This window comes from Cellulomonas sp. B6 (assembly GCF_001462455.1).
Taxonomy (GTDB): domain Bacteria; phylum Actinomycetota; class Actinomycetes; order Actinomycetales; family Cellulomonadaceae; genus Cellulomonas.
Genome location: NZ_LNTD01000129.1, coordinates 19,527 through 36,788, shown reverse-complemented (window position 1 = coordinate 36,788; position 17,262 = coordinate 19,527). Strand labels below are relative to the sequence as shown.

Below are 17,262 nucleotides of genomic sequence, written 5' to 3'. Positions count from 1 at the left end.
GCCGTCAGGCCCCGGAACGCGAAGGAAGTAGGAACCTTGCTCGACGTCAACGTCTTCGACGAGCTGCGCATCGGCCTGGCCACGGCCGACGACATCCGTGCCTGGTCGCACGGTGAGGTGAAGAAGCCCGAGACCATCAACTACCGGACCCTGAAGCCGGAGAAGGACGGGCTCTTCTGCGAGAAGATCTTCGGTCCCACCCGGGACTGGGAGTGCTACTGCGGCAAGTACAAGCGCGTGCGCTTCAAGGGCATCATCTGCGAGCGCTGCGGCGTCGAGGTGACGCGCTCGAAGGTGCGCCGTGAGCGCATGGGCCACATCGAGCTGGCCGCCCCCGTCACGCACATCTGGTTCTTCAAGGGTGTGCCGTCGCGGCTGGGCTACCTGCTGGACCTGGCGCCCAAGGACCTCGAGAAGGTCATCTACTTCGCGGCCTACATGATCACGTGGGTCGACGTGGACGGTCGCCAGGAGGACCTCCCCAACCTCCAGAACGAGATCGACCTGGAGAAGAAGGAGATCGAGGACCGCCGCGACAACGACATCAACGCCCGCGCCCAGAAGCTCGAGGCCGACCTGGCCGAGCTCGAGGCCGAGGGTGCCAAGGCCGACGCGCGCCGCAAGGTGCGCGACTCGGCCGAGCGCGAGATGGCGCAGCTGCGCAAGCGTGCCGACGCCGAGCTCGACCGCCTCGCGCAGGTGTGGGACCGCTTCAAGAACCTCAAGGTCGCCGACCTCGAGGGCGACGAGATGCTCTACCGCGCCCTGCAGGACCGGTACGGCAACTACTTCGAGGGCTCGATGGGCGCCGCGGCGATCCAGAAGCGCCTCGAGGCGTTCGACCTGGTCGCCGAGGCCGAGTCGCTGCGCGAGACCATCCGCAGCGGCAAGGGCCAGCGCAAGACGCGTGCCCTCAAGCGCCTCAAGGTCGTCAACGCGTTCCTCACGACGAACAACTCGCCGACGGGCATGGTCCTCGACGCGGTCCCGGTCATCCCGCCGGACCTGCGCCCGATGGTCCAGCTCGACGGTGGCCGCTTCGCCACGTCGGACCTCAACGACCTGTACCGCCGCGTCATCAACCGGAACAACCGCCTCAAGCGGCTGCTGGACCTGGGCGCGCCGGAGATCATCGTCAACAACGAGAAGCGGATGCTCCAGGAGGCCGTGGACTCGCTGTTCGACAACGGTCGTCGTGGCCGCCCGGTGACGGGCCCCGGCAACCGGCCGCTCAAGTCCATCTCCGACATGCTCAAGGGCAAGCAGGGCCGGTTCCGCCAGAACCTGCTCGGCAAGCGCGTCGACTACTCGGGCCGCTCGGTCATCGTCGTCGGCCCGCAGCTCAAGCTGCACCAGTGCGGTCTGCCCAAGCAGATGGCGCTCGAGCTGTTCAAGCCGTTCGTGATGAAGCGCCTGGTGGACCTCAACCACGCGCAGAACATCAAGTCGGCCAAGCGCATGGTCGAGCGCGCCCGCCCCGTGGTGTGGGACGTGCTCGAGGAGGTCATCACCGAGCACCCGGTGCTGCTGAACCGTGCGCCCACGCTGCACCGTCTGGGCATCCAGGCGTTCGAGCCGCAGCTCGTCGAGGGCAAGGCGATCCACCTGCACCCGCTCGTCTGCGCCGCGTTCAACGCGGACTTCGACGGTGACCAGATGGCCGTCCACCTGCCCCTGAGCGCCGAGGCGCAGGCCGAGGCCCGCATCCTCATGCTCTCGAGCAACAACATCCTCAAGCCGTCGGACGGCCGTCCGGTGACCATGCCCTCGCAGGACATGATCATCGGCCTGTTCCACCTCACCTCCGACAAGGAGGACCCGCTGGGTGCGGGCCGCTCCTTCAGCTCGGTGTCCGAGGCGATCATGGCGTTCGACCAGGGGAGCCTGGACCTCAACGCGGTCGTCAAGATCCGCTTCGAGGACCTGGTCCTGGACGAGGAGACGGCGCCCGAGGGCTGGGAGCCCGGTCAGCCGCTGCTGTTCGAGACGACGCTCGGCCGTGCGCTCTTCAACGAGCTGCTGCCGGTCGACTACCCGTACGAGAACGGCGTGGTCGACAAGAAGCGCCTCTCGGCGATCGTCAACGACCTGGCCGAGCGGTACCCCAAGGTCGAGGTCGCGGCGTCGCTGGACGCGCTGAAGGAGGCCGGCTTCCGCTGGGCCACCCGCTCGGGCGTGACCATCGCGATCTCCGACGTCGCCACGCCGGCGATCAAGCAGGAGATCCTCGAGGAGCACGAGGCGCGCGCGGCGAAGGTGCAGGGCCAGTACGACAAGGGCCTCATCACCGACGACGAGCGTCGTCAGGAGCTCATCGAGATCTGGACGAACGCCACCGACAAGGTCGCGAAGGCGATGCAGGCCAACTTCCCGGCCCGCAACACCGTCTTCCGCATGGTCGGCTCGGGCGCGCGAGGCAACTGGATGCAGGTCCGCCAGATCGCGGGCATGCGTGGCCTCGTCGCCAACCCGAAGGGCGAGATCATCCCGCGCCCGATCAAGGCGAACTACCGCGAGGGCCTGTCCGTCCTCGAGTACTTCATCGCGACGCACGGTGCCCGCAAGGGGCTGGCGGACACCGCTCTGCGGACCGCCGACTCGGGCTACCTCACGCGTCGTCTGGTGGACGTCTCGCAGGACGTCATCGTCCGCGAGGAGGACTGCGGCACCGAGCGCGGCCTGACCATGCCGATCGGCGTGGCCGCGGCCGACGGGACGCTGCGCCGGCACGACAAGGTCGAGACGTCCGTCTACACCCGGACGCTCGCGACCGACGTGTCGGTCGGCGACGAGGTCGTCGGCCACGCGGGCGACGACGTCGGCGACGTGCTGCTGGACCGGCTGCTCGAGGCGGGCGTCACCGAGCTCAAGATCCGCTCGGTGCTCACCTGCGAGTCGCGGGTCGGCACGTGCGCCAAGTGCTACGGCCGGTCGCTCGCGACCGGCAAGCTCGTCGACATCGGCGAGGCCGTCGGCATCATCGCGGCCCAGTCGATCGGTGAGCCCGGCACGCAGCTCACGATGCGTACCTTCCACACCGGTGGTGTGGCCTCGGCCGACGACATCACGCAGGGTCTGCCCCGTGTCCAGGAGCTCTTCGAGGCCCGCACCCCCAAGGGTGAGGCGCCGATCGCGGAGTTCTCGGGCCGCGTGACGATCGAGGAGGGCGACCGCTCGCGGGCGATCGTCCTGACGCCGGACGACGGCTCCGAGGAGATCCGGTACCCGATCACCAAGCGCTCGCGCCTGCTGATCGGCGACGGCGACCACGTGTCGGTCGGCACCCAGCTGGTCCAGGGTGCGGTGGACCCCAAGAAGGTCCTGCGCATCCTCGGCCCGCGCGCCACGCAGAAGCACCTGGTGGACGAGGTCCAGGAGGTCTACCGCTCGCAGGGCGTGGACATCCACGACAAGCACATCGAGGTCATCGTGCGGCAGATGCTGCGCCGCGTGACGGTGCTCGACTCCGGCGAGACGGGTCTGCTGCCCGGCGAGCTGGCCGAGCGCGGTCGTTTCGAGGACTTCAACCGTCGTGCGGTGTCCGAGGGCGGGCAGCCGGCCTCGGGTCGTCCCGAGCTCATGGGCATCACCAAGGCGTCCCTCGCGACGGACTCGTGGCTGTCGGCCGCGTCCTTCCAGGAGACGACCAAGGTGCTGACCGAGGCCGCGATGTCGAGCCGCTCGGACCCGCTGCTGGGTCTGAAGGAGAACGTCATCCTCGGCAAGCTGATCCCCGCCGGCACGGGCCTGCCCCGCTACCGGAACATCGCGGTGGAGGCGACCGAGGAGGCCAAGGCCGAGCTGTACCCGGCCTTCGGCTACGACGAGATCGACTTCCCCGCGCTCGGCCTGGGCAGCGGCGACGCGATCCCGCTCGAGGACATCGACTTCGGCGACTACCGCTGAGGTCGACCACCTCCCAGCACCACCCTCGAGGGGCTCGTCGGTTCGTCCGACGGGCCCCTCGGGCCGTCCCGGCCTGCGGGGGCGCGAACGGGGTGCACCCGTGGCCGGGCGTCGCGCCCCTGGGCGCCGGTCGTCCGTCGCGGCGTGCCACGGGTGCGGCGCCGGCCGTCGCTGTGCTCGCGACGGCGTGCACGAGCCCGTACGCGGCGCGTACGCGGCGCGTACGCGGAGGCGTGCGTCGGGGTGGCGTCGTCCCGTTGCCTGGTCCTTTGACGCTCCCTTCCGTGGCGGGTAACGTAGGACACCGTGCCCGCGCCGTCGGGCCCTTGTGCGTGCACGCGGTCGGCCCTCTTGCGGGGTGGTCGCGCGGCACCGGGTGGTTCGCCACCCTCCCCACGGATCGTCCTCCGGGACAGTCTCGTGCGGAGGAGAGCGAGCGACACGCCCGGGCGCGGGGGTCGGTGCGGGACTCGAGACCTCCGGGGTAGCCGCGCGACGGGCGGCGATCCGGGCCGAGCCGGCCGTCCTGGGTGACGGGTGCCGGTCAGACCAGAGAACACCGACAGACGGAGACGTAGTGCCTACGATCCAGCAGCTGGTCCGCAAGGGCCGGCAGGCGAAGACCAACAAGTCGAAGACGCCTGCCCTCAAGGGCTCCCCCCAGCGACGCGGTGTGTGCACCCGCGTCTACACGACGACCCCGAAGAAGCCGAACTCGGCGCTCCGCAAGGTCGCGCGCGTCCGCCTCTCCTCGGGCATCGAGGTCACGGCGTACATCCCGGGTGTCGGCCACAACCTGCAGGAGCACTCGATCGTGCTCGTGCGCGGCGGTCGTGTGAAGGACCTCCCCGGCGTCCGCTACAAGATCGTGCGCGGCGCGCTCGACACGCAGGGCGTCAAGAACCGCAAGCAGGCGCGCAGCCGCTACGGCGCGAAGAAGGGCTGAGACAGATGCCTCGCAAGGGTCCCGCTCCGAAGCGGCCGCTCGTCGTCGACCCGGTCTACGGATCGCCCGTCGTCACGCAGCTCATCAACAAGATCCTCCTCGACGGCAAGAAGACCGTCGCGGAGTCGATTGTCTACGGCGCCCTCGAGGGCGTCCGCGAGAAGACGCAGTCCGACCCGGTCGTCGTGCTCAAGCGCGCGCTGGACAACGTGCGCCCCGCGCTCGAGGTCAAGTCGCGTCGCGTCGGTGGCGCCACCTACCAGGTGCCGATCGAGGTGCGTCCCGTGCGCGCCACGACGCTCGCGCTGCGCTGGCTCACGGACTACTCGCGCGCCCGTCGCGAGAAGACCATGACCGAGCGCCTCATGAACGAGATCCTCGACGCGTCCAACGGCCTCGGTGCCGCGGTGAAGCGCCGTGAGGACATGCACAAGATGGCCGAGTCCAACCGGGCGTTCGCGCACTACCGCTGGTGATCCCGTGCGCCGCGGCGGGTCGACCCTCACGGGTCGACCCGCGGCGGCGCGGACGGCACCCCACCGCAAGCCAACCGACAAGGGGCTATTCACGTGGCACTGGACGTGCTGACGGACCTCACGAAGGTCCGCAACATCGGCATCATGGCGCACATCGATGCCGGCAAGACGACGACCACCGAGCGGATCCTGTTCTACACGGGGGTCAACTACAAGATCGGTGAGACGCACGACGGCGCCTCGACGATGGACTGGATGGAGCAGGAGCAGGAGCGCGGCATCACGATCACGTCGGCCGCGACGACCTGCTACTGGAAGAACAACCAGATCAACATCATCGACACGCCCGGCCACGTGGACTTCACGGTCGAGGTCGAGCGCTCGCTGCGCGTCCTCGACGGCGCGGTCGCCGTGTTCGACGGCAAGGAGGGCGTCGAGCCCCAGTCGGAGACCGTCTGGCGCCAGGCCGACAAGTACGACGTCCCGCGCATCTGCTTCGTCAACAAGATGGACAAGCTCGGCGCGGACTTCTACTTCACGGTCAAGACGATCGTCGACCGCCTCAAGGCCAAGCCGCTGGTCATCCAGCTGCCGATCGGCTCCGAGAACGACTTCATCGGCGTCGTGGACCTGGTCGAGATGCGCGCCCTGGTGTGGCGCGGCGAGACCGCCCTCGGCGAGAAGTACGAGATCGAGGACATCCCGGCCGACCTGCAGGAGAAGGCGGAGCAGTACCGCGCCGAGCTCCTCGAGGCCGTCGCCGAGACCAGCGACGAGCTGCTCGAGAAGTTCCTCGGCGGCGAGGAGCTGACGGTCGCGGAGATCAAGGCCGGCATCCGCCAGCTCACGGTCACCTCGTCGGCGTACCCCGTCCTGTGCGGCTCGGCGTTCAAGAACAAGGGCGTGCAGCCCATGCTCGACGCCGTCATCGACTACCTGCCGACGCCCCTGGACGTCGCCGCCGTCGAGGGCCACGACGTCAAGGACCCCGAGAAGGTCGTCGAGCGTCACCCCGACGCGACCGAGCCCTTCTCGGCCCTCGCGTTCAAGGTCGCCGCGCACCCGTTCTTCGGCAAGCTGACCTACGTCCGGGTGTACTCGGGTCGCGTCGAGTCGGGCGCCGCGGTGCTCAACTCGACCAAGGGGAAGAAGGAGCGCATCGGGAAGCTCTTCCAGATGCACTCCAACAAGGAGAACCCCGTCCCCGAGGCGCAGGCCGGCCACATCTACGCCTTCATCGGCCTCAAGGACGTCACCACGGGTGACACCCTGTGCGACCCGGCCGCGCCGGTGATCCTGGAGTCGATGACCTTCCCGGAGCCCGTCATCGACGTGGCCATCGAGCCGAAGACGAAGGCCGACCAGGAGAAGCTCTCCACGGCCATCCAGAAGCTCGCCGAGGAGGACCCGACCTTCCGCGTCAAGCTCGACGAGGAGACCGGCCAGACCGTCATCGGCGGCATGGGCGAGCTCCACCTCGACATCCTCGTCGACCGCATGCGGCGCGAGTTCAAGGTCGAGGCCAACGTCGGCAAGCCGCAGGTCGCGTACCGCGAGACCATTCGTCGTGCGGTCGAGAAGATCGACTACACGCACAAGAAGCAGACCGGTGGCTCGGGCCAGTACGCGAAGGTCCAGATGACCTTCGAGCCGCTCGACCCCGCCGAGGGCGAGCTGTACGAGTTCGAGAACAAGGTCACCGGTGGCCGCGTCCCGCGCGAGTACATCCCGTCGGTCGACGCCGGCATCCAGAGCGCGATGCAGCTCGGCGTCCTCGCGGGCTACCCGCTCGTGGGCGTCAAGGCGATCCTGCTCGACGGTGCCGCGCACGACGTCGACTCCTCGGAGATGGCGTTCAAGATCGCGGGCTCGATGATCCTCAAGGAGGCGGTCCGCAAGGCGGACCCCGCTCTCCTCGAGCCGATCATGGCCGTCGAGGTGCGCACGCCCGAGGACTACATGGGCGACGTCATCGGCGACATCAACTCGCGACGCGGCATGATCCAGTCCATGGAGGACGCGACGGGCGTGAAGGTCATCCGCGCCCAGGTGCCGCTCTCCGAGATGTTCGGGTACGTCGGTGACCTGCGGTCGAAGACCCAGGGTCGTGCCGTCTACTCGATGCAGTTCGACAGCTACGCCGAGGTTCCTCGGAACGTTGCCGACGAGATCATCAAGAAGACCCGGGGCGAGTAGTCCCACAGGTCGAACCCTGCAGTTCCAGCTACACATCCGACCCGTAGGACCGCACGCCGCGCAGGTACCGTCAGGTGGCTGCCGTCGGGCAATCTCTACCAAGTCCTGAGGAGGACACCCAGTGGGCAAGGCGAAGTTCGAGCGGACCAAGCCGCACGTCAACATCGGGACCATCGGTCACGTCGACCACGGCAAGACGACGCTGACCGCCGCGATCTCGAAGGTGCTGCACGACAAGTACCCGGAGCTGAACCCCTTCACGCCTTTCGACGAGATCGACAAGGCGCCCGAGGAGAAGCAGCGCGGCATCACGATCAACATCGCGCACGTCGAGTACCAGACCGAGAAGCGTCACTACGCGCACGTCGACGCCCCCGGTCACGCCGACTACATCAAGAACATGATCACGGGTGCGGCGCAGATGGACGGCGCCATCCTCGTGGTCGCGGCGACCGACGGCCCGATGGCCCAGACGCGTGAGCACGTCCTGCTCGCCCGTCAGGTCGGCGTGCCCTACCTGCTCGTCGCGCTCAACAAGTCCGACATGGTCGACGACGAGGAGATCCTCGAGCTCGTCGAGATGGAGGTCCGCGAGCTGCTGTCGTCGCAGGAGTTCGACGGCGACAACGCTCCCGTCGTGCGCGTCTCGGGCCTCAAGGCGCTCGAGGGCGACCCGCAGTGGGTCAAGTCGGTCGAGGACCTGCTCGACGCCGTCGACGAGAACGTGCCGGACCCGGTGCGCGACATCGACAAGCCGTTCCTCATGCCGATCGAGGACGTCTTCACGATCACCGGTCGTGGCACGGTCGTCACCGGTCGCGTCGAGCGCGGTCAGCTCAAGGTGAACGAGGAGGTGGAGATCGTCGGCATCAAGGAGAAGGCGATCAAGACCACCGTCACCGGCGTCGAGATGTTCCGCAAGCTGCTCGACTACGCCGAGGCCGGCGAGAACGTCGGTCTGCTCCTGCGCGGCACGAAGCGCGAGGAGGTCGAGCGCGGCCAGGTCGTCGTCAAGCCCGGCTCGATCACGCCGCACACCGAGTTCGAGGGCCAGGTCTACATCCTGTCCAAGGACGAGGGTGGCCGTCACAACCCGTTCTACGGGAACTACCGTCCCCAGTTCTACTTCCGGACGACGGACGTCACCGGTGTCATCACGCTGCCCGAGGGCACCGAGATGGTCATGCCCGGCGACAACACGGAGATCTCCGTGACGCTGATCCAGCCCATCGCGATGGAGGAGGGCCTCGGCTTCGCCATCCGCGAGGGCGGCCGCACCGTCGGCTCGGGCCGCGTCACCAAGATCACCAAGTGATCCCCGCCCTTCGGGGCTGATCCACCACGCAGGGCCCGGGAGCTTCGGCTCCCGGGCCCTGCGTCGTCCCCGGCGCCGGTCGTGCGGCGTGGGCGGCGGCGTCCTCACCTCGGAAGTTGGCCTTTGCGGCCCGTGTCTGGCAGACTGTCGGGGTTGCCCGCTGGGGTGTGCGTTCACGCGCGCCCATCGCTGGGCGAACAGACGTGGCGGACGCCCAGACCCTCGGGGTCACCCGACGGGGGGCGGACGACAACCACGGCCCCCGTCCGGGTTCGGTGCGCGAGCGCCGAGGTGCGTCGCGCAGAGCGACACGCCCGAGTGCGGGGGTCGGACAGGACCGGTTCGAGAGAGAGAAGTAGACGACGCCATGGCGGGACAGAAGATCCGCATCAGGCTCAAGTCCTACGACCACGAGGTCATCGACAGCTCGGCGCGCAAGATCGTCGACACGGTGACTCGCGCTGGTGCGTCGGTCGTGGGTCCGGTGCCGCTGCCGACGGAGAAGAACGTCTTCTGCGTCATCCGGTCGCCCCACAAGTACAAGGACAGCCGCGAGCACTTCGAGATGCGCACGCACAAGCGGCTCATCGACATCATCGATCCCACGCCGAAGGCCGTCGACTCGCTCATGCGTCTCGACCTGCCTGCGGACGTGAACATCGAGATCAAGCTCTGATTCGCTGGGAAGGGACTGATCTTTCATGGCTACCCAGCAGAACGCGCGCCCCGTCACGGCGCTGCTCGGCACCAAGCTCGGCATGACGCAGCTGTGGGACGAGGCCGGTCGCCTCGTGCCCGTCACGGTCATCGCCGTCGGCACGAACGTCGTGACGCAGGTCCGCTCCGCTGAGAGCGACGGCTACGCCGCGGTCCAGCTGGCCTACGGCCAGATCGACCCGCGCAAGGTCACCAAGCCGCTCAAGGGTCACTTCGAGAAGGCGGGGGTCACCCCCCGTCGGCACGTGGCCGAGATCCGCACGTCGGACGCCTCCGAGTTCACGCTCGGCCAGGAGATCACCGCGACGGCCTTCGAGGCCGGCCAGGTGGTCGACGTCATCGGCACCACCAAGGGCAAGGGCACGGCCGGTGTCATGAAGCGTCACGGCTTCTCCGGCGTCGGCGCCTCCCACGGTGCGCACCGCAACCACCGCAAGCCCGGCTCGATCGGTGGGGCCTCGACCCCGTCGCGCGTCTTCAAGGGCCTGCGCATGGCCGGTCGGATGGGCGTCGCCCGTCAGACCACCCAGAACCTGACCGTGCACGCGGTCGACGCAGAGAAGGGTCTGCTGCTCGTCAAGGGCGCGGTTCCCGGCCCCAAGGGCGGCGTCGTCGTCGTGCGTACCGCTGCGAAGGGTGCGTGACCTCGATGAGCGACACGCTGACCGTCGACGTCCTCGACGAGAAGGGCAAGAAGGCCGGCACGGCCGACCTGCCCGGTGACGTCTTCGACGTGCAGACGAACGTCCCGCTGATCCACCAGGTCGTCGTCGCCCAGCTCGCCGCCGCGCGGCAGGGCACCCACGACACCAAGACCCGCGGCGAGGTCCGCGGTGGTGGCAAGAAGCCGTACAAGCAGAAGGGCACCGGCCGCGCCCGTCAGGGCTCGACCCGCGCGCCGCAGTTCGCCGGCGGTGGCACCGTCCACGGCCCGACCCCTCGCGACTACTCGCAGCGGACCCCGAAGAAGATGAAGGCCGCGGCGCTCCGCGGTGCTCTCTCGGACCGCGCGCGTGCCGGCCGCGTCCACGTCGTCACGGGCTTCGCCCCGGGCGAGGTCCCGTCGACCAAGGCCGCCCTCGCGGTGCTCGACAACCTCTCCGGTCGCAAGCACGTCCTCGTGGTCGTCGAGCGCCAGGACGAGATCACCTGGAAGTCGCTGCGGAACGTCGAGCGGGTCCACCTGCTCGTCGCCGACCAGCTCAACACCTACGACGTCCTCATCTCGGACGACGTGGTCTTCACGCAGGGTGCGCTCGACGCGTTCCTCGCCGGCCCTGCCAAGGGTGCGAAGGCCGTCGCCACCGAGGCCGAGGCCAACGAGGAGACGAAGTGACCGCCGTCGGTAAGGACCCGCGCGACATCCTGATCGCGCCGGTCGTCTCGGAGAAGAGCTACGGCCTGCTCGACGAGGGCAAGTACACGTTCCTCGTGGACCCGCGGGCCAACAAGACCGAGATCAAGATCGCCGTCGAGCAGGTCTTCGGCGTCAAGGTCGAGTCGGTCAACACCGCGAACCGTCAGGGCAAGGCCCGCCGGACCCGCTTCGGCATCGGCCGCCGCAAGAACACGAAGCGTGCGATCGTCACCCTCCGCGAGGGCTCGATCGACATCTTCGGCGGACCGGTCGGCTGACCGAGAGCGAAGAGGACGAACTCCCATGGGAATCCGTAAGTACAAGCCGACGACGCCCGGCCGCCGCGGCTCGAGCGTCGCCGACTTCGTGGAGATCACGCGCTCGACGCCTGAGAAGTCGCTGGTCCGCCCGCTGCACAAGACGGGTGGCCGCAACTCGACCGGTCGCATCACGACGCGTCACCAGGGCGGCGGGCACAAGCGCGCCTACCGCGTGATCGACTTCCGTCGTCACGACAAGGACGGCGTGCCGGCCAAGGTCGCGCACATCGAGTACGACCCCAACCGCACGGCGCGCATCGCGCTCCTGCACTACGCGGACGGCGAGAAGCGCTACATCATCGCCCCCAACAAGGTGCAGCAGGGTGACGTGCTCGAGGCCGGCCCCGGTGCCGACATCAAGCCCGGCAACAACCTGCCGCTGCGCAACATCCCGACCGGTACGGTCATCCACGCCATCGAGCTCAAGCCCGGTGGCGGCGCGAAGATCGCCCGTTCGGCCGGTGCGTCGGTGCAGCTCGTCGCCAAGGACGGGCCGTACGCGCAGCTGCGCATGCCGTCCGGCGAGATCCGCAACGTCGACCTGCGCTGCCGCGCCACGGTCGGCGAGGTGGGCAACGCCGAGCAGTCGAACATCAACTGGGGCAAGGCCGGCCGCATGCGCTGGAAGGGCAAGCGCCCGACCGTCCGTGGTGTCGCCATGAACCCGATCGACCACCCGCACGGTGGTGGTGAGGGCAAGACCTCCGGTGGTCGCCACCCGGTGAGCCCGTGGGGTCAGCCCGAGGGTCGCACCCGTCGTCCGAACAAGCCGAGCGACAAGCTCATCGTGCGCCGTCGGCGCACCGGCAAGAAGCGCTGATAGGAGCCCGAGAGAATGCCTCGCAGCCTCAAGAAGGGCCCGTTCGTCGACGGCCACCTGCAGAAGAAGGTCGACGCGCAGAACGAGGCCGGCACGAAGAACGTCATCAAGACGTGGTCGCGTCGTTCGATGATCACGCCGGACTTCCTCGGCCACACCTTCGCGGTCCACGACGGCCGCAAGCACACCCCGGTGTTCGTGACGGAGTCGATGGTCGGGCACAAGCTCGGCGAGTTCGCCCCGACGCGGACGTTCCGCGGCCACGAGAAGGACGACCGGAAGGGCCGTCGCCGCTGACCCCCGGGTCAGCCTGGTGACGCCCTGACGGCAGAGACAAGAGAGCAGGACAGCGATGGAAGCCAAGGCGAAGGCGCGGTTCGTCCGCGTCACGCCCCAGAAGGCCCGCCGCGTCGTGGACCTCATCCGTGGCAAGCAGGCGGCGGAGGCCGTGGCGGTGCTGAAGTTCGCGCCGCAGGCCGCGGCGGAGCCCGTCCTCAAGACGGTGCAGTCCGCGGTCGCGAACGCGGTCGAGGGGGCCAAGCGCAACTCCGAGCGCCTCGACGAGGCAGACCTCTACATCTCCGAGGTCTTCGTCGACGAGGGCCCGACGCTCAAGCGCTTCCGCCCGCGCGCGCAGGGTCGCGCCGGTCGGATCATGAAGCGCACGAGCCACATCACGGTCGTCATCTCGCAGCGCGAGAAGGCGACCTCCACCAAGGGAGGGACCCGCTAGTGGGACAGAAGGTCAACCCGCTCGGGTACCGCCTCGGCATCACGACCGACCACCGGTCGCGGTGGTTCGCGGACTCGACGAAGCCGGGCCAGCGGTACCGCGACTACGTGCGCGAGGACGTGCAGATCCGCAAGCTCATGAGCACGGGTCTCGAGCGCGCCGGCATCGCCAAGGTCGAGATCGAGCGCACGCGTGACCGCGTCCGCGTCGACATCCACACCGCCCGCCCGGGCATCGTCATCGGGCGTCGTGGTGCGGAGGCCGACCGCATCCGCGGCGAGCTCGAGAAGCTCACGGGCAAGCAGGTCCAGCTGAACATCCTCGAGGTCAAGAACGCCGAGATCGAGGCTCAGCTGGTCGCCCAGGGCATCGCCGAGCAGCTCGCGAGCCGCGTGTCGTTCCGCCGTGCCATGCGCAAGGGCATCCAGTCGGCCCAGCGTGCGGGTGCCAAGGGCATCCGCGTGCAGGTCTCGGGCCGCCTCGGCGGCGCGGAGATGAGCCGCACGGAGTTCTACCGCGAGGGTCGTGTGCCGCTGCACACGCTGCGCGCGAACATCGACTACGGCTTCTTCGAGGCCCGCACGACCTTCGGCCGCATCGGCGTGAAGGTCTGGGTCTACAAGGGTGACGTCACGGAGAAGGAGTGGGCGCGCGAGCAGGCCTCGCAGGCTCCCCGTCCCTCGCGTGGTGGCCCGCGCGGCGACCGCGGCGACCGTGGGGACCGTGGTCCTCGCGGCGGCGGACGCCGTCCCGAGCGTCAGGACGCACCCGCCCCGGCCGCCGAGCAGGCGCCCGCGGCGGAGGCGCCCACCGAGTCCGGAACGGAGGCCTGAGCCGTGCTGATCCCGCGCAGGCTGAAGCACCGCAAGCAGCACCACCCCGGGCGCTCCGGCGCCGCGACGGGTGGCACCACGATCTCGTTCGGTGAGTTCGGCATCCAGGCTCTCGAGCCGGCCTACGTCACCAACCGGCAGATCGAGGCTGCACGTATCGCCATGACCCGCCACATCAAGCGTGGTGGGAAGGTCTGGATCAACATCTACCCGGACCGTCCCCTCACGAAGAAGCCCGCCGAGACCCGCATGGGTTCCGGCAAGGGCTCGCCCGAGTGGTGGATCGCCAACGTCAAGCCGGGTCGAGTGATGTTCGAGCTCGCCGGCGTCCCGGAGCCGCTCGCCCGCGAGGCCATGCGTCGCGCGCAGCACAAGCTCCCGATGAAGACACGTTTCATCGTGCGCGAGGGTGGTAACTGATGGCTATCGGAACCAAGGAGCTGGCTCCCACCGAGCTGGACACCTTCGACGACGGGAAGCTGGTCGCCGAGCTGAAGAAGGCCAAGGAGGAGCTGTTCAACCTCCGCTTCCAGTCCGCGACCGGTCAGCTCGAGAGCCACGGGCGCCTCAAGGCCGTCCGCAAGGACATCGCGCGCATCTACACGATCCTGCGCGAGCGCGAGCTCGGCATCCGGACCGCCCCGAGCGCGGAGTGAGGCACTCATGAGCACGAAGCACGAGCAGACCACCGCGACGACGGACCCCCGCGGGTACCGCAAGACCCGTCGTGGCTACGTCGTCTCCGACAAGATGGACAAGACCGTCGTCGTCGAGGTCGAGGACCGCGTCAAGCACCCGCTGTACGGCAAGGTCATCCGCCGCACCAGCAAGGTGAAGGCGCACGACGAGCTCAACGCCGCCGGCATCGGCGACCTGGTCGAGATCATGGAGACCCGGCCGCTGTCGGCGACCAAGCGCTGGCGCGTCACGGAGATCCTCGAGAAGGCGAAGTGACACGTGCCGGCGCCCCTGCCGGGGCGCCGGCACGGCACGCAGGACAGCACCACCACAGTTGCCCACGGCGCGGGCGGGTCCGCCCGCCCGCGGCGTGTGCACCACGGCAACCATCCGTATGGCCAGGCTCGGCGCCACGGCTGACCGAGAACCCGCCAGACGACAGGAGTAGCTAGATGATCCAGCAGGAGTCGCGACTGCGTGTCGCCGACAACACGGGTGCGAAGGAGATTCTCTGCATCCGTGTGCTCGGCGGCTCCGGCCGTCGCTACGCCGGTATCGGCGACGTCATCGTCGCCACCGTCAAGGACGCGATCCCCGGCGGCAACGTCAAGAAGGGCGACGTCGTCAAGGCGGTCGTCGTGCGCACCCGCAAGGAGCGCCGGCGTCCCGACGGCTCGTACATCAAGTTCGACGAGAACGCCGCGGTGATCCTCAAGAACGACGGTGAGCCGCGCGGCACGCGCATCTTCGGCCCCGTGGGTCGCGAGCTGCGCGACAAGAAGTTCATGAAGATCATCTCGCTGGCGCCGGAGGTGCTCTGACCATGGCGAAGATCAAGAGGGGCGACCTGGTCGTCGTCATCTCGGGCCGCGACAAGGGGCAGCAGGGCCGTGTGCTCGAGGTGCTCCCCGAGACGCAGCGCGTGGTCGTCGAGGGCGTGCAGCGCGTGCAGAAGCACGTCAAGGCGGGCCAGTCGGCCCGTGGCACCCGCACCGGTGGCATCGAGACCGTCGAGGCCCCCATCCACATCAGCAACGTCATGCTGGTGGACCCGGAGACCAAGAAGGGCACCCGGGTCGGCTACCGCACCGAGCAGGTCGAGCGCGACGGGCGTACGCGCACGGTGCGCGTCCGCGTCGCCAAGCGCTCCGGTAAGGACATCTGATGACCGAGACCACCATCGAGGCCCCGGCGCTGCCCCGTCTGAAGACGCGGTACGCCGAGGAGATCAAGCCGGCGCTCTTCGAGCAGTTCGGCCACGAGAACATCAACCAGGTCGCGCGGCTCGTCAAGGTCGTCGTGAACATGGGTGTGGGCGACGCCGCCAAGGACTCCAAGCTCATCGAGGGCGCGATCCGCGACCTGACCCAGATCACGGGCCAGAAGCCGCAGGTCACCAAGGCCCGCAAGTCGATCGCCCAGTTCAAGCTGCGTGAGGGCATGCCGATCGGCGCGCACGTCACGCTGCGCGGCGACCGCGCCTGGGAGTTCCTGGACCGCCTGCTGAACATCGCGCTGCCCCGCATCCGCGACTTCCGCGGCCTGTCGCCGAAGCAGTTCGACGGCAACGGGAACTACACGTTCGGTCTGACCGAGCAGTCGGTGTTCCACGAGATCGACCAGGACAAGATCGACCGGGTCCGCGGCATGGACATCACGGTCGTCACGACCGCGACGACGGACGACGAGGGGCGCGCGTTCCTCAAGCTCCTCGGCTTCCCGTTCAAGGAGAACTGACCATGGCGAAGACCGCCCTCATCAACAAGGCGGCCGCGAAGCCGAAGTTCGCGGTCCGTGGCTACACGCGCTGCCAGAAGTGCGGTCGCCCGCACTCGGTGTACCGCAAGTTCGGCCTGTGCCGGATCTGCGTGCGGGAGATGGCCCACCGCGGCGAGCTCCCCGGCGTGACCAAGAGCAGCTGGTAAGTACCACCGGACGTCGGTAGGTCCGCGGCCCCTCCGGGGGCCGCGGATACCCCGGCGAGAAAGGGCAGACGCCCGATGACCATGACCGACCCGATCGCAGACCTGCTGACGCGTCTGCGGAACGCGAACTCGGCTCACCACGACACGGTGACGATTCCGTTCTCGAAGCTCAAGAGCCACATCGCGGAGATCCTCCAGGCGGAGGGCTACATCACGGGCTGGACCGTCGAGGACGCCCCCGTGGGCAAGAACCTCACGATCACCCTGAAGTACGGCCCCAACCGCGAGCGTGCGCTCGCCGGTGTGAAGCGCGTGTCCAAGCCGGGCCTGCGCGTGTACGCCAAGTCGACCAACCTGCCCAAGGTGCTCGGCGGCCTGGGCGTGGCGATCCTGTCCACGTCCTCCGGTCTGCTGACCGACAAGCAGGCAGCCAAGAAGGGCGTGGGTGGGGAAGTCCTCGCCTACGTCTGGTAAGCCCGAGACGGAGAGGAGAACAGCCATGTCTCGAATCGGCAGGATCCCCGTCCCGGTGCCTTCGGGTGTCGACGTGACGATCGACGGCAACCTCGTGACGGTGAAGGGCCCCAAGGGTCAGCTCACCCACACGGTCGCCGCCCCCATCGCGGTGGACCGCGACGACGCCGGCGCCCTCGTGGTGACGCGTCCCGACGACGAGCGCGCGTCGCGCTCGCTGCACGGCCTGACCCGCACGCTCCTGGCCAACCTGGTCACCGGCGTCACGGAGGGCTACATCAAGAAGCTCGAGATCGTCGGCACGGGTTACCGCGTCACGGCGAAGGGCAGCAACCTCGAGTTCGCGCTCGGCTTCAGCCACCCTGTCGTCGTCGAGCCGCCCGCGGGGATCGCGTTCGTCGTCGAGACGCCGACGAAGTTCTCGGTCGAGGGCATCGACAAGCAGCAGGTGGGCGAGGTCGCCGCGAACATCCGCAAGATCCGCAAGCCCGAGCCCTACAAGGGCAAGGGTGTGCGGTACGCGGGCGAGAACGTGCGCCGCAAGGTCGGAAAGGCTGGGAAGTAAG

Annotated in this window: 22 protein-coding genes; all 22 read left to right on the top strand. The window is 68.6% G+C overall.

Going from position 1 to position 17,262, the window contains the following annotated elements:
• The first annotated feature begins 36 nt into the window (after positions 1-36).
• Positions 37-3,906 carry a DNA-directed RNA polymerase subunit beta' gene (locus ATM99_RS12290; RefSeq protein ID WP_062103188.1) on the top strand — a complete coding sequence of 1,290 codons (3,870 nt, stop codon included), beginning with the start codon at positions 37-39 and terminating at the stop codon, positions 3,904-3,906.
• Between the two features lie 577 nt (positions 3,907-4,483).
• Positions 4,484-4,852 carry a 30S ribosomal protein S12 gene (rpsL, locus tag ATM99_RS12285; protein WP_013117883.1) on the top strand — a complete coding sequence of 123 codons (369 nt, stop codon included), beginning with the start codon at positions 4,484-4,486 and terminating at the stop codon, positions 4,850-4,852.
• Positions 4,853-4,857: 5 nt separating this feature from the next.
• A complete protein-coding gene (rpsG, locus tag ATM99_RS12280; RefSeq protein ID WP_062103187.1) occupies positions 4,858-5,328 on the top strand; it encodes a 30S ribosomal protein S7 in 471 nt (156 codons plus the stop codon).
• Positions 5,329-5,421: 93 nt separating this feature from the next.
• On the top strand, positions 5,422-7,524 hold the full coding sequence (gene fusA, locus ATM99_RS12275; protein ID WP_062103186.1) for an elongation factor G: 2,103 nt from the start codon (positions 5,422-5,424) through the stop codon (positions 7,522-7,524).
• Positions 7,525-7,645: 121 nt separating this feature from the next.
• Positions 7,646-8,839: an elongation factor Tu gene (gene tuf / locus ATM99_RS12270; protein ID WP_062103185.1), complete on the top strand. Its 1,194-nt coding sequence runs from the start codon at positions 7,646-7,648 to the stop codon at positions 8,837-8,839.
• Positions 8,840-9,206: 367 nt separating this feature from the next.
• Positions 9,207-9,515, top strand: a complete 309-nt coding sequence (rpsJ, locus tag ATM99_RS12265; protein ID WP_013117879.1) for a 30S ribosomal protein S10 — start codon at positions 9,207-9,209, stop codon at positions 9,513-9,515.
• A 25-nt stretch (positions 9,516-9,540) separates the two neighbouring features.
• The gene (rplC, locus tag ATM99_RS12260; protein ID WP_062103184.1) at positions 9,541-10,200 is read left to right on the top strand and encodes a 50S ribosomal protein L3; all 660 of its coding nucleotides are present in this window, start codon (positions 9,541-9,543) and stop codon (positions 10,198-10,200) included.
• 5 nt (positions 10,201-10,205) lie between these two features.
• Positions 10,206-10,892, top strand: a complete 687-nt coding sequence (rplD, locus tag ATM99_RS12255; RefSeq protein WP_046530713.1) for a 50S ribosomal protein L4 — start codon at positions 10,206-10,208, stop codon at positions 10,890-10,892.
• Positions 10,889-11,191 carry a 50S ribosomal protein L23 gene (gene rplW / locus ATM99_RS12250; RefSeq protein WP_046528991.1) on the top strand — a complete coding sequence of 101 codons (303 nt, stop codon included), beginning with the start codon at positions 10,889-10,891 and terminating at the stop codon, positions 11,189-11,191. The genes rplD and rplW overlap by 4 nt, the downstream gene beginning before the upstream one ends.
• 25 nt (positions 11,192-11,216) lie before the next feature.
• Positions 11,217-12,053: a 50S ribosomal protein L2 gene (gene rplB / locus ATM99_RS12245; RefSeq protein ID WP_062103183.1), complete on the top strand. Its 837-nt coding sequence runs from the start codon at positions 11,217-11,219 to the stop codon at positions 12,051-12,053.
• A 15-nt stretch (positions 12,054-12,068) separates the two neighbouring features.
• The gene (gene rpsS / locus ATM99_RS12240) at positions 12,069-12,350 is read left to right on the top strand and encodes a 30S ribosomal protein S19 (protein WP_013117874.1); all 282 of its coding nucleotides are present in this window, start codon (positions 12,069-12,071) and stop codon (positions 12,348-12,350) included.
• A gap of 55 nt (positions 12,351-12,405) precedes the next feature.
• Positions 12,406-12,786 carry a 50S ribosomal protein L22 gene (rplV, locus tag ATM99_RS12235; protein WP_046528989.1) on the top strand — a complete coding sequence of 127 codons (381 nt, stop codon included), beginning with the start codon at positions 12,406-12,408 and terminating at the stop codon, positions 12,784-12,786.
• Positions 12,786-13,619, top strand: a complete 834-nt coding sequence (gene rpsC / locus ATM99_RS12230) for a 30S ribosomal protein S3 (RefSeq protein ID WP_062103182.1) — start codon at positions 12,786-12,788, stop codon at positions 13,617-13,619. Before rplV ends, rpsC begins: the two co-directional genes overlap by 1 nt.
• 3 nt (positions 13,620-13,622) lie before the next feature.
• The gene (rplP, locus tag ATM99_RS12225) at positions 13,623-14,039 is read left to right on the top strand and encodes a 50S ribosomal protein L16 (protein ID WP_062103181.1); all 417 of its coding nucleotides are present in this window, start codon (positions 13,623-13,625) and stop codon (positions 14,037-14,039) included.
• Positions 14,039-14,275 carry a 50S ribosomal protein L29 gene (rpmC, locus tag ATM99_RS12220; protein WP_062103180.1) on the top strand — a complete coding sequence of 79 codons (237 nt, stop codon included), beginning with the start codon at positions 14,039-14,041 and terminating at the stop codon, positions 14,273-14,275. The genes rplP and rpmC overlap by 1 nt, the downstream gene beginning before the upstream one ends.
• 7 nt (positions 14,276-14,282) lie before the next feature.
• Positions 14,283-14,573 carry a 30S ribosomal protein S17 gene (gene rpsQ, locus ATM99_RS12215; RefSeq protein ID WP_062103179.1) on the top strand — a complete coding sequence of 97 codons (291 nt, stop codon included), beginning with the start codon at positions 14,283-14,285 and terminating at the stop codon, positions 14,571-14,573.
• Positions 14,574-14,749: 176 nt separating this feature from the next.
• On the top strand, positions 14,750-15,118 hold the full coding sequence (gene rplN, locus ATM99_RS12210; RefSeq protein WP_013770175.1) for a 50S ribosomal protein L14: 369 nt from the start codon (positions 14,750-14,752) through the stop codon (positions 15,116-15,118).
• A 2-nt stretch (positions 15,119-15,120) separates the two neighbouring features.
• Positions 15,121-15,462, top strand: coding sequence for a 50S ribosomal protein L24 (rplX, locus tag ATM99_RS12205; RefSeq protein WP_062103178.1), 342 nt, complete (start codon positions 15,121-15,123; stop codon positions 15,460-15,462).
• Complete coding sequence (rplE, locus tag ATM99_RS12200) at positions 15,462-16,034, top strand: 50S ribosomal protein L5 (RefSeq protein WP_062103177.1); 573 nt, start codon at positions 15,462-15,464, stop codon at positions 16,032-16,034. Before rplX ends, rplE begins: the two co-directional genes overlap by 1 nt.
• Before the next feature lie 2 nt (positions 16,035-16,036).
• Positions 16,037-16,222: a type Z 30S ribosomal protein S14 gene (locus ATM99_RS12195; protein WP_046528982.1), complete on the top strand. Its 186-nt coding sequence runs from the start codon at positions 16,037-16,039 to the stop codon at positions 16,220-16,222.
• Between the two features lie 75 nt (positions 16,223-16,297).
• Positions 16,298-16,696 (top strand): 30S ribosomal protein S8, encoded by a 399-nt coding sequence (gene rpsH, locus ATM99_RS12190; protein WP_062103176.1) that lies wholly within the window; start codon positions 16,298-16,300, stop codon positions 16,694-16,696.
• A 25-nt stretch (positions 16,697-16,721) separates the two neighbouring features.
• Positions 16,722-17,261, top strand: coding sequence for a 50S ribosomal protein L6 (rplF, locus tag ATM99_RS12185; RefSeq protein ID WP_062103175.1), 540 nt, complete (start codon positions 16,722-16,724; stop codon positions 17,259-17,261).
• Position 17,262 lies beyond the last annotated feature (1 nt).

Excerpts from the sequence above, each read along its gene's own strand:
- ATM99_RS12195 (WP_046528982.1), top strand. The coding sequence starts at position 16,037 with ATGGCGAAGACCGCCCTCATCAACAAGGCGGCCGCGAAGCCGAAGTTC.
- rpsH (WP_062103176.1), top strand. The coding sequence starts at position 16,298 with ATGACCATGACCGACCCGATCGCAGACCTGCTGACGCGTCTGCGGAAC.
- rplD (WP_046530713.1), top strand. The coding sequence starts at position 10,206 with ATGAGCGACACGCTGACCGTCGACGTCCTCGACGAGAAGGGCAAGAAG.
- rpsS (WP_013117874.1), top strand. The coding sequence starts at position 12,069 with ATGCCTCGCAGCCTCAAGAAGGGCCCGTTCGTCGACGGCCACCTGCAG.
- rplV (WP_046528989.1), top strand. The coding sequence starts at position 12,406 with ATGGAAGCCAAGGCGAAGGCGCGGTTCGTCCGCGTCACGCCCCAGAAG.
- rplC (WP_062103184.1), top strand. The coding sequence starts at position 9,541 with ATGGCTACCCAGCAGAACGCGCGCCCCGTCACGGCGCTGCTCGGCACC.
- rplB (WP_062103183.1), top strand. The coding sequence starts at position 11,217 with ATGGGAATCCGTAAGTACAAGCCGACGACGCCCGGCCGCCGCGGCTCG.
- rplF (WP_062103175.1), top strand. The coding sequence starts at position 16,722 with ATGTCTCGAATCGGCAGGATCCCCGTCCCGGTGCCTTCGGGTGTCGAC.
- rpmC (WP_062103180.1), top strand. The coding sequence starts at position 14,039 with ATGGCTATCGGAACCAAGGAGCTGGCTCCCACCGAGCTGGACACCTTC.
- rpsJ (WP_013117879.1), top strand. The coding sequence starts at position 9,207 with ATGGCGGGACAGAAGATCCGCATCAGGCTCAAGTCCTACGACCACGAG.
- rplN (WP_013770175.1), top strand. The coding sequence starts at position 14,750 with ATGATCCAGCAGGAGTCGCGACTGCGTGTCGCCGACAACACGGGTGCG.
- rpsG (WP_062103187.1), top strand. The coding sequence starts at position 4,858 with ATGCCTCGCAAGGGTCCCGCTCCGAAGCGGCCGCTCGTCGTCGACCCG.
- rplE (WP_062103177.1), top strand. The coding sequence starts at position 15,462 with ATGACCGAGACCACCATCGAGGCCCCGGCGCTGCCCCGTCTGAAGACG.
- rplX (WP_062103178.1), top strand. The coding sequence starts at position 15,121 with ATGGCGAAGATCAAGAGGGGCGACCTGGTCGTCGTCATCTCGGGCCGC.
- rpsQ (WP_062103179.1), top strand. The coding sequence starts at position 14,283 with ATGAGCACGAAGCACGAGCAGACCACCGCGACGACGGACCCCCGCGGG.